The 9450-nt window shown below is 48.9% G+C and carries 7 protein-coding genes and 2 pseudogenes; 1 reads left to right on the top strand and 8 read right to left on the bottom strand.

Annotated features, from left to right (window positions below):
- From E2980_RS20830 to E2980_RS20795, 8 genes and pseudogenes are all read right to left on the bottom strand, one after another.
- Window positions 1–181: pseudogene (locus E2980_RS20830) on the bottom strand (RNA-guided endonuclease TnpB family protein); the annotation flags it as partial.
- Window positions 182–294: 113 nt separating this feature from the next.
- A pseudogene (locus E2980_RS24815) lies at window positions 295–453 on the bottom strand (NAD(P)-dependent alcohol dehydrogenase); the annotation flags it as partial.
- Entirely contained in the window at window positions 450–1133 is a 684-nt protein-coding gene (locus tag E2980_RS20820; protein WP_135154153.1) for a DUF4386 domain-containing protein, read from the bottom strand. The gene E2980_RS20820 and the pseudogene E2980_RS24815, both read right to left, overlap by 4 nt.
- A gap of 54 nt (window positions 1134–1187) precedes the next feature.
- Window positions 1188–1589 carry a hypothetical protein gene (locus E2980_RS20815; RefSeq protein WP_135154152.1) on the bottom strand — a complete coding sequence of 134 codons (402 nt, stop codon included), beginning with the start codon at window positions 1587–1589 and terminating at the stop codon, window positions 1188–1190.
- 25 nt (window positions 1590–1614) lie between these two features.
- Window positions 1615–2313, bottom strand: a complete 699-nt coding sequence (locus E2980_RS20810; RefSeq protein WP_338080735.1) for an ABC transporter ATP-binding protein — start codon at window positions 2311–2313, stop codon at window positions 1615–1617.
- Window positions 2306–2683 carry a GntR family transcriptional regulator gene (locus E2980_RS20805; RefSeq protein ID WP_135154150.1) on the bottom strand — a complete coding sequence of 126 codons (378 nt, stop codon included), beginning with the start codon at window positions 2681–2683 and terminating at the stop codon, window positions 2306–2308. The genes E2980_RS20810 and E2980_RS20805 overlap by 8 nt, the downstream gene beginning before the upstream one ends.
- Before the next feature lie 6 nt (window positions 2684–2689).
- Window positions 2690–3430, bottom strand: a complete 741-nt coding sequence (locus tag E2980_RS20800) for a hypothetical protein (protein ID WP_135154149.1) — start codon at window positions 3428–3430, stop codon at window positions 2690–2692.
- A 150-nt stretch (window positions 3431–3580) separates the two neighbouring features.
- Complete coding sequence (locus E2980_RS20795) at window positions 3581–7453, bottom strand: discoidin domain-containing protein (protein ID WP_135154148.1); 3873 nt, start codon at window positions 7451–7453, stop codon at window positions 3581–3583.
- A 331-nt stretch (window positions 7454–7784) separates the two neighbouring features.
- On the opposite strand from E2980_RS20795, the gene E2980_RS20790 reads away from it, so the two are divergent.
- Window positions 7785–9356 carry an ABC-F family ATP-binding cassette domain-containing protein gene (locus tag E2980_RS20790; RefSeq protein ID WP_135154147.1) on the top strand — a complete coding sequence of 524 codons (1572 nt, stop codon included), beginning with the start codon at window positions 7785–7787 and terminating at the stop codon, window positions 9354–9356.
- Window positions 9357–9450 lie beyond the last annotated feature (94 nt).

Here is a 9450-nt window from a genome sequence, read left to right as displayed (position 1 = left end):
GATTCCGTACCGCTGAAGGCAGCTTCGCTTCAATGTCTTTAGATGTTAGATGGGGGAATGTTCCTGCTCTTTCTGCTTGCATGGTGAGTCGGTTCGTCGCTTCGATATATGCGTTACCATGTTCGCGCAACAATGTGGGATTGTCAGGAAATATGCGAATCTGAACGGTTATGGTTTGCATCTTATCACCTCCTTCACGGATATTATACCAAACAAATGTTCGTATAAAAAGGCTTAAAGACAGCCCTTGTCCTAAGGCGATTCATCCCATGACTGAAGGCAAGGGCTTTCTCGGCTTGATTCTGTAAAGCTTCGCATCCTGCAGTCCCCGGCGTTTACGGTTGTCGCATGCACTTTTACCAATATTTCATTGTCATTTGGCGTAGGTTTGTCGACCTCTTTGAGCTGAAGAACCTCAGGTGATCCGTATTTTGTTGCTACAATTGCTTTTATAAGTATTCCTCCTTAATATTGAATCCTTTAACGATGAGCCATACCGCGAGGATCATTTCATTAGCTGCTATTGGCAGCGCCAATAGCCCCCAAACAGAAATTTGTTCAACTACACCGAACATTACTAACAAGGCATTAATAAAAACAAGAGTTGCCCCTGTCATACCCAAGATGGGTATAAACCGGGGTACGAGCTTGGATTTATAAAAGATATAACTGTACATCATCGTGTTGATGCCCAGCATGAAAAGAGGCCCAAGCAGAAAGGTCCAGTCATGTATTGCTTTTAATAATATACCTGAAGCTTGAAAAGAGGCGGTATCCGGGGCTCCCGCTGCTACGAATTCCCGGCTTAAGGTCAATAGGGACAGTACGCTGATTACGCCGACAGTAATGATGACCGCCTCCAGAAACCTGAAGCAAACATGCCAAAGAGCTATCGTTTCGTTATATTTTCTTAAAAGTGGAAACATTGTAGTTGCAGTACCAACCGCGGAAACGACAAGAATTAACTCCATAAGCGCTCCCAGTATCACCTGGTTGGAATGTTCGGAACCTTTAATCAGGTAATCGGGACCATTTAGAATCGGATCGTATAAAAGCAGACCTATTATCGCAGTAACGGCCGCAAGTATAAACAGTACCCCCACAATTTTTGCTCTTTGCCTGTTGCTATTCATTTTTTGTCTCCTTCTTATATATATTTTTGATTAAAATTACATGTCCAGCTTCGCTCAGCGCCACCGATCTCCGCGCTTCTTCACGTAGTGAGCAAACACATAGCGCCAAGGAATGACGAAAGGAATAATCACGACCCACAAGCAGGATGAGGCGATCGCCAAGGTTGATTCGTCCATTTGACCGGCGGACCACAATGGGAGCGCAACGACGATCAGCCAGATCAACTTCCACACCAATTCCCATAGGAGCAAAGGCAGCATCTGCAGCGGATACCGCAGGCCCAGGACTGACAGAGCCGAAAAGGCGACCAATATGCATTGGACCACTCCTTCCATCAGTTCCCAAGGCTCCTCTCGGTAGATGACTCCTGGCCATACTACGATACCGAGCCCCACGACGATAAGAAGGTACATCGCCCTCAGCAAATAAAGACGAAACAACGAGACCTCGTTCATTTTGGTAGATCCTCCTTCTTTATATTTAGACATAAGTCTTCTTCATCCACTCCGTTATACCAAGTCCCTCTGATTCGTGTAATTCCTCGACATCGGCCATTCTAATCAATGACCCGTCTCTGATGGCTATGAAGCTGTCTAATATCGATTCGATTTCCGTTATCTCATGGCTCGTCATGACTAGCGTCTGAGATTCCAAGTCGACATAGGAGATCATTCCCTTCACGATAGATTGTCGCACCATCGGATCAAGTCCGGATAACGGTTCATCCAATAGGATGTAAGGCACATCTCTGGCTAGAGTAAGAACAATTTTTAATCGGCCGCGATTTCCTATGGAGAGATCTCTGATTCTCTTATCCGGTTCTAGCTGCAGATACCTCATGATTTCTTCAGCCTTAGCTCTATTAAAGTCAGGAAATTGCGAAGCCTGAAAGGCCAGCGCTTCTCTAATCGTGAATAGGGGATAAAAAGAATCATGATCCGATAAGTAAGAAACGAGCTTGCCGATTCTTCGATTCGCGATTTCTCCATTAACGGTTACCGATCCGCTCGTCGGATGCGAAAGTCCCGCAATAAGCTTCAATAGCGTTGACTTTCCGCTGCCGTTCTCGCCCACAATGGCTATGATCTTACCCAAGGGTAACGATAATGAAATGTTCTTAATTGCGGATCGCTTCTTATACATCTTAGAAACATGAGTAAATTCAATCACATTACGCATCTCCCTTATCCTTTTTGTTCAAGTGGTCTTGTAATCCCGAGATGATTTCATCTGAGCTGTATCCCATTTCCTGCATGATCTGGACAAACGTTTGAATCTGCTCCTCTTTCAAATTCCCGCGTAGTTGAATCAAGCGATCCTCTTGTTCCGTGACGAATGTACCTTGACCTCTTCTCGTTTCCAGAATGCCCTCACGCTCCAGTTCGCTGTAAGTACGCTGAATCGTATTCGGGTTCACGTTGTAGGATAGCGCCATGTCGCGGACAGATTGAAGCTTCTGGCCTGCTTTTAACTCCTTACTTACAATCAGTCGATTGATCCGATCCGCCAATTGCAGATAGATCGGTTTTGAAGTATTAAATTCATCCATCCATCGTTACACCTCGACTTTCCTATCGATGATCCAAGTACTTAAATAAAACAATCCGACGATAACGATAAAATGATACAGATATTCTCCAGCATATAAGGGTATAGGGTCCATCAAGAAAGTCGTAAAATTCAGTTCCATGCTTCCCCATTGCGTTAATTGCTTGAATAGGTCAGTAGAATCGATTAGGGCAGCAATCCAGGTGGGCAGGATGACCGCTCCAAGAAGCGCTAACCAGGTCCAACGCCCGATTCTGTATTTAAGCGCGTGGTATAACGACCATAAGAGGATCACCCAGACGCCGAACATAATGGAGATCATCAGAATATGAGGAAAAATCAGCAGTCCCGCCGTCCAAGTATCCGTCCAATACGCTTCGATTAATTCGAACCTTGAAATAATCAACGATCCCGCCATCGAATATAGGACTACTAAGGATACAACCGCCATGACAATCCCATTCAGTACCTTGCTTAGGAGCAAGGCGGCGGCCGATCGGGGATTATGCAGCCAGAGGTGCAGGTGATTAGCCTCCGTTTTCAAACTGATAAACAATAAGATCGGAAGATATAGAATATGAAACGCAATAGCGACTACCAAGGGTATAAACAGGTATAGGTTATCGCCAGTATTCACATCCACGAACAACGTTAAGGATAAAATCAAGAAGTTAATGACAAGCCCGACGAAAAAAACAGTTCTCGTTAATCGAAAATCCTTTTTGAATAAAGCTGACCAGGTGGCCAATTAAATCTCCCCTTTAATTACGGTAAGTGTATTAATGTCATAGTACACTAATCCGTTAGTTCATGTCAATGGACGTTAACTATGGCTAGCAAACAAAAACAGCTTACTCGGTTACCCGAGTAAGCTGTTTGCCATTTTAATAACGTAATATCACCAGTTGTTGCCGGAAACTCTGTTGACCGTAAAGTTCGGGCTCAAGGCTTCGCCGTAGATTGCGGTGACACCAGGATTGTTTACTTTTACATTCGTAAAGCTTGCCGTACCGACAACCGGTCCTTGACCTTCCTCCGCTTTAGCAACAAGCTTGATGCCATAGCGGGTCGGATTGTTAATGTTGACGTTCTCAATGCGAACGTTTTGCATGGCAAGGTTTTCCGGCGATTTCGTCTGGAACATTAATCCAAAGTATACCGGATTATTGATATCCACATTTTTCACTAGAATATTTTTGAAGACTCTGTCCCCTCCGAAGAACCAAATGGCTCCGAAGTTTTGATACTCGTTGATCTTGTCGTCCGCTCCGACGCTGGTCCAGAAATCTCCGCCGGTCCGGTCTAACGTAATTCCGTCGAATACCGTATCCACGTCGCCAAAGCCCAAGGTGTTGTAACCGAAGCTCAAGCTGCTGATCGTGATGCCCGGGTAAGTCAACGTATCGGCGCCATACAGGTTCTGGAACAAGTTATCCGAACCGCCATAAGCTGCAAAAGCAGCGGCGCGTCTTACGCAAACCGCCGTAAGGTTAGTGAACTTGTTGCCTACGTTGTAGGAACCGCCGGCATCGACCGCGCTGAACAAAGCGAAGGCATCGTCCCCGGCTCCTCTCGAATAGTTGTTGTCGATAATGTTGTAGGACGAACCGTTCGTCATGTTGATTCCGTCCGCAAACGTATTTTTGATCCGGTTGTTTCGGAACGTATTGTAAGAAGAGTTGACTCCCCAATACAAGCAGATGAAGTGCTCGGCCCAAACATTCTGAATCGTTACGTTCTGCATGCCGTTTCCGTCGATGAATTTACCGGGTCCGTCTTGTCTGTAGATATAATTGCCCCAAGCGGACAAGTCTTTGATGACCGTGCCGTTGGCGGTTGATGCGATATTAAAGCCTACGTCCGTATTGGATTGGTCTTGCGGAGCCGTCAACTTGGTATGCCATGGACCGGCGCCGATGATTTCGGTCGCGCGTCCGTAGATGAAAATTTTACTGTTGATGGTCCACGTGCCGGCAGGAATAAAGATCCCTTTCTTGGTGGCATCCTGTCTAAATTCATTTAGCGCTTGCTCAATGGATTTCGTAGCCGAAACCTGGACGTATTTGCTCGGATCGGGGTTGGAAGCCGCCGGAGCAACGTTTTCCGTTTCGATCATGTCTACGTAGATCCACGAGACGTCGCCGGCGTCTTTTTGGATTTTGATCTTCGTTCCAGCCGGATAGACTTGGTCGAGCATCAGTTGGGAATCTTCATAGAGCCAGTAAGCTTTCGTACCCGAATTATCATAACCGAGTCGGCCAAGCGTAGTAGGCGATGCATACAAGTAAGAGAACTTGGAGGATACGTTGAATTTTCCTTTGCTGACTCCGTCGGCATAAATACTGACGGTTCCCGTCGTATTTTCCGCCACGGCGTTACGCAGGACGAACGCGTTGGCCGAAGAGGTCAGCGTAAACTCGACGTATTCTCCATTCGCATCCAGGTAAACAGCGGAACGTCCGGAAGCTTCGCCGGCAAAGTCGCCGGGCGTGAAGTTCGGAACCAATCTCGTTCCGTTCGTGGTATTGGAAGGCAGCTCCGCTTCAATCACAGTAAAAGGCATGTTAGCGCCTCGTCCGGAATAAAGGCTTGTCGTGCTTGTGTTGTTCATTTGCTTGATGCTTACTTCGTTCGCATCGACCGCAACCGTCGTGGTTACCGTGTAGCTGCCATTGACAGCCGTCCAAGTTCCCATATTAACATTGACGGATTGCCCCGCCGCTAGTGCACCGTTATAGGAACCATTCAAGGTTTGAACGGTTGTACCGGCAGCGTTCTTAAGAACCAAGGTGAGGGCATGAGCGCCGCTTGCGGAAGCGATGTTGCCTTGGTTGCTTAGGTTTACCGTAAAGGTCACGGTATTGCCGGCGCTTGGATTACTTGGGTTCCATGTCGCCGTTGCGACTAAATCGGAACTCGGCACGGGAGCGACAACGAGCGACGACGGATTCGTGAAGGCGTTGTTCGCGTCGTTCTGCTCGATGATTGCGTTGCTCTCGTCAACCTTGGAGCTGACGGCGTATGTCGCTGCATTTTTAGTTCCGATATTCAAAGATACCGTTGCCGATCCGCCGGCCGCAAGCGCGTTAACCGGGGCGGAGCCTGCCAGCTGGTTGTTCAGATAGAAGTTGACGGTAGAGGCAGGCGAGCTGGAGTTGCCGATGTTCGATACGTTTGCGTTAAGGGTAATCGCGTCCGACTCGAGCGGAGAAGCCGGCATCCAGGACATGCCCGTAATCGTCAAGTCAGGGTTCGGTGCAGGATTGCCGTAAACTTGGAACTCTGCGATCTGACCCGCGGGAGCGCCGGAATTGGACGTAATGTTCAGTTGCAGACGCTTCACCGTCGCCGTAACCGGAATCGTGACGGAGTTGCCGGTAGCCGGATCGAACGTGTACGTTTGCGCCGAAACCAAGTTACTGAAAGTCGTCGTATTCTGGTCGTGGCCGAGTACTTGAATCGTTTGGGTCCGCGTAGCCCAGATCGTGTCCGGGTTCAATTTCAGCACGATGGACGTAATGTTTTGATTGGCTAACAGGTCGAGCGTCAGTTGGCTCGGATTGCCGCCGCCTTCCCAGTACGTGTTGACGTCGTTATCGTTGGCGTTCGTAGCTACGAACGTATGCACAGTGGAAGATGCGGTAATCGGTTTGCCGGGAGCAATGTTGCCGCCCGGTGGTGGAGGCGTTGGAGTAGGAGTAGGTGTAGGTGTAGGTGTAGGTGTAGGTGTAGGTGTAGGTGTAGGTGTAGGTGTAGGTGTAGGTGTTGGTGTAGGAGTCGGCGTAGGCGTTGGAGTTGGAGACGTTGGATCTAAAACAATTTGGTCTAGGTTGACGTTGCCGGAGTCACCCGCGTCGTATTTGTACGCGATCGTGTTATTGCCGGCATTCAGGGTAATCGTCTCTGCTTTATTGCTCCAGGTGTCCCAGTTCGCCAAGTTAGGCAACGAGGATTGACGGATTTTCGTTCCGTTGACATAGAGGCTTACCGTCTTCTCGCTCCCGGATGCATTACCGTATTTCAGCGTCGCGTTGTAGTTGCCCGCAGATGCTGCGTTAACCGTGAAGGTTGTCGTCGCGCCTTGTATCCAGTAGCCGTCAACAAAGCCCGTACCGGAGTAGCCGGTATGGTCCGTGTTCACTTTAGCTCCGGCGGTCAATTCAGCGGACTCAGCTTGGTATGTGTTCGAAGGCGGTGGCGTCGGCGTCGGTGTCGGTGTCGGTGTTGGCGTTGGCTGGATTGTAGCGCCGTATATTTCGAATTCGGACAGCTGTGCTGCCGGCCAACCTGTGTTGCCCGTTACGTTCAGACGAACGTAGCGCGTGTTGGCTGATGCAAAGTTGATCGTGACCGAGTTGTTCGCAATCGCAGAGTCGAATACATAACCGGCGGAGCCTACGATATTCGCGAATGTCGAGCCATCTGTACTGCCTTGAACGGCCAGCGTTTGCGTCCGTGCCCCCCAGCCGGCGGGGAGTTTCAACACGATCTGGTCGATGTCCGTATTCGCGCCGAGATCGACTTGAATCCATTGCGGGAACGCGTTGTTCGTGCTTTCCCAGTACGTTGCTTGATTACCGTCTTTCACGTTATTCGGCGCGTATACGTCGGCTTGGCCGCTCGCCGATACGGTTTTGCCTAGAGCGAGGTTAGGCCCGCCTGCAGCTGAAGTCGAGGAAGGGTACAGCGTAAACTGCGATAGCAGCATAACGAATGCCAACAACCAGATGACGAATGGGTTTCTTTTTAGCGATTCGCTTATTGAAAACATAAACAACCTCCAAGTAAAATATTTTTAACTCATTAATGCGCTTTCATTTGCGCAAAGCCGGTATGCCTTTTCTTAAAACCCCCTTTATTGTGTTTTGTCGTGAGTCTCATCATGGAGATATCGTGAAGTGAACTTAGCATAAATCAGTTACATCTCTTGCTGAAGATGTATTCCTACGCTTATCGTGTGTAATCTTATGTGACTAGCGTAATGAAGAACAAACAAACTCCCATCAAAGACATCGCGGAGATGTCAGGATTTAAGGAACACACTAGAACGGTGATCTAGTGTTATAATCGCTAGATTGACGGAATTTAGAAGGGTGATTGCCATGAGCGTAATTCGTTTGGAGAACGTCACTAAGAAATATGAAGAGTCCCTGATCTTTCGCGATATCTATTTTCGAGTGAGCCAAGGAGAGCGTATCGGCCTTATCGGACGGAACGGTGCCGGTAAATCGACGGTTTTCAAGCTGATCATGGGTAAAGAAGAGCCTACGTCCGGAAAAGTGGAAATAGATCCTCAGGTTAAGATAGGGTACTTCTCCCAATTCTCGGAAATGCGCGGAAGTCTGTCCGTTCAGCAAGAGCTGGAAATGTGCTTCGAGCAGGTTGCTCTTATCGAACGGGAGCTGCAGGAAGTCGGGGAAAAGCTAGGTACGGTTACTGATAACGGAGAAATGGACGGGTTGTTGACGAGGCAGGCGGAGCTGTTCGAACAAATGGAGCATTTGGATGGCTGGAACGTGTCCGTCGAGATTAACACGGTTCTTACGAAGCTGGGGTTCGGCGAGAGGTCGCGCAATCAGCCTATCGATGAATTGTCCGGAGGCTGGAGAAACCGTGCCGCGCTCGCCAAAATGCTCATCGAGATGCCCGATATCGTCTTGCTCGACGAACCGACGAATTATTTGGATATGGAAGGTATAGCTTGGTTGGAGCAGTGGTTGTATCGGTTCAAAGGCGCCATGATCCTGGTGTCGCATGACCGGCAATTTATTGACAAAGTGGTCACGCGAACGATCGAGATCGAGAACTATCATTTTCAGGAATACGAAGGGAATTACACCGACTACATCCGCAAAAAGAAGATGCGCAAGAAGGAGTTGGACCGCCAGTTCGAGTGGGAGGAAGAGCTTCTCCTCATGGAGGCGGAAGCCATCGACAGCCGCGCGAGCAGGAAATCTTCTAAGGACCGGCTCTCCCGTCAGCTGGCGGATAACAAGAAGCGGATAGAGCCGCACCCCGTAAACGTCCTGATCACCGATATTTACGAGAGGCTGCGCTTTCCGGACAAGCTATGCGAAGTAAAGAAAATCGGGCAGACCTACGAGGAAAGGCAGATTTTCCAAGATGTCAGCTTCGATATTCAGAAGGAAGATCGCTTAGTCATCGTGGGCCCGAACGGAAGCGGGAAGTCCACGCTCATTAAGGTGCTCACGGGACAGGAGAAGCCCGAATCCGGCGAGGTGATCTGGGAGAAGGGCGTCAGCTACGCTTACTTCAACCGGATGTGGGAGGAGCTTAATCCTAAGGATACCGTTAGCCACGCGGTGAATACTTACGGATTGGGACTGGACGCTCCGCGGAAAAAGGTGAACAAATTTCTATCTATGCTGCAATTCTCGGAGATGGATCTAAGCAAGACCATCGGCAACCTATCCGGCGGACAGATGGCAAGGGTCGCGCTAGCTAAATGCCTTCTCTCCGGTGCCGCGGTCATCATATTGGATGAGCCGACCAACCATCTCGATCTAACGAGCATTCAGGTCATGGAGCAGGCGTTGATCCATTTTCCCGGCGCCATCGTTACGGTAAGCCATGATCGGTTCTTTATTGACAAAATCGGAACGAAAATGCTGACCTTCGACCCGGCATCGGGAATAAGCGAGCAGAGTTTGTAGGCCTACAGAGCATGGCGTGATAAACGCCGTCGCTCTGTTTTTTTTAGCGCCGGAATAGGAAACCAAGGAGAATTTCCGGTAAGTAACGCCGCTC

Origin of the sequence: Cohnella luojiensis (assembly GCF_004564235.1) — a bacterium.
In the GTDB taxonomy this organism is placed as follows: domain Bacteria; phylum Bacillota; class Bacilli; order Paenibacillales; family Paenibacillaceae; genus Cohnella; species Cohnella luojiensis.
This window is presented reverse-complemented; position numbering and strand designations above follow the sequence as displayed.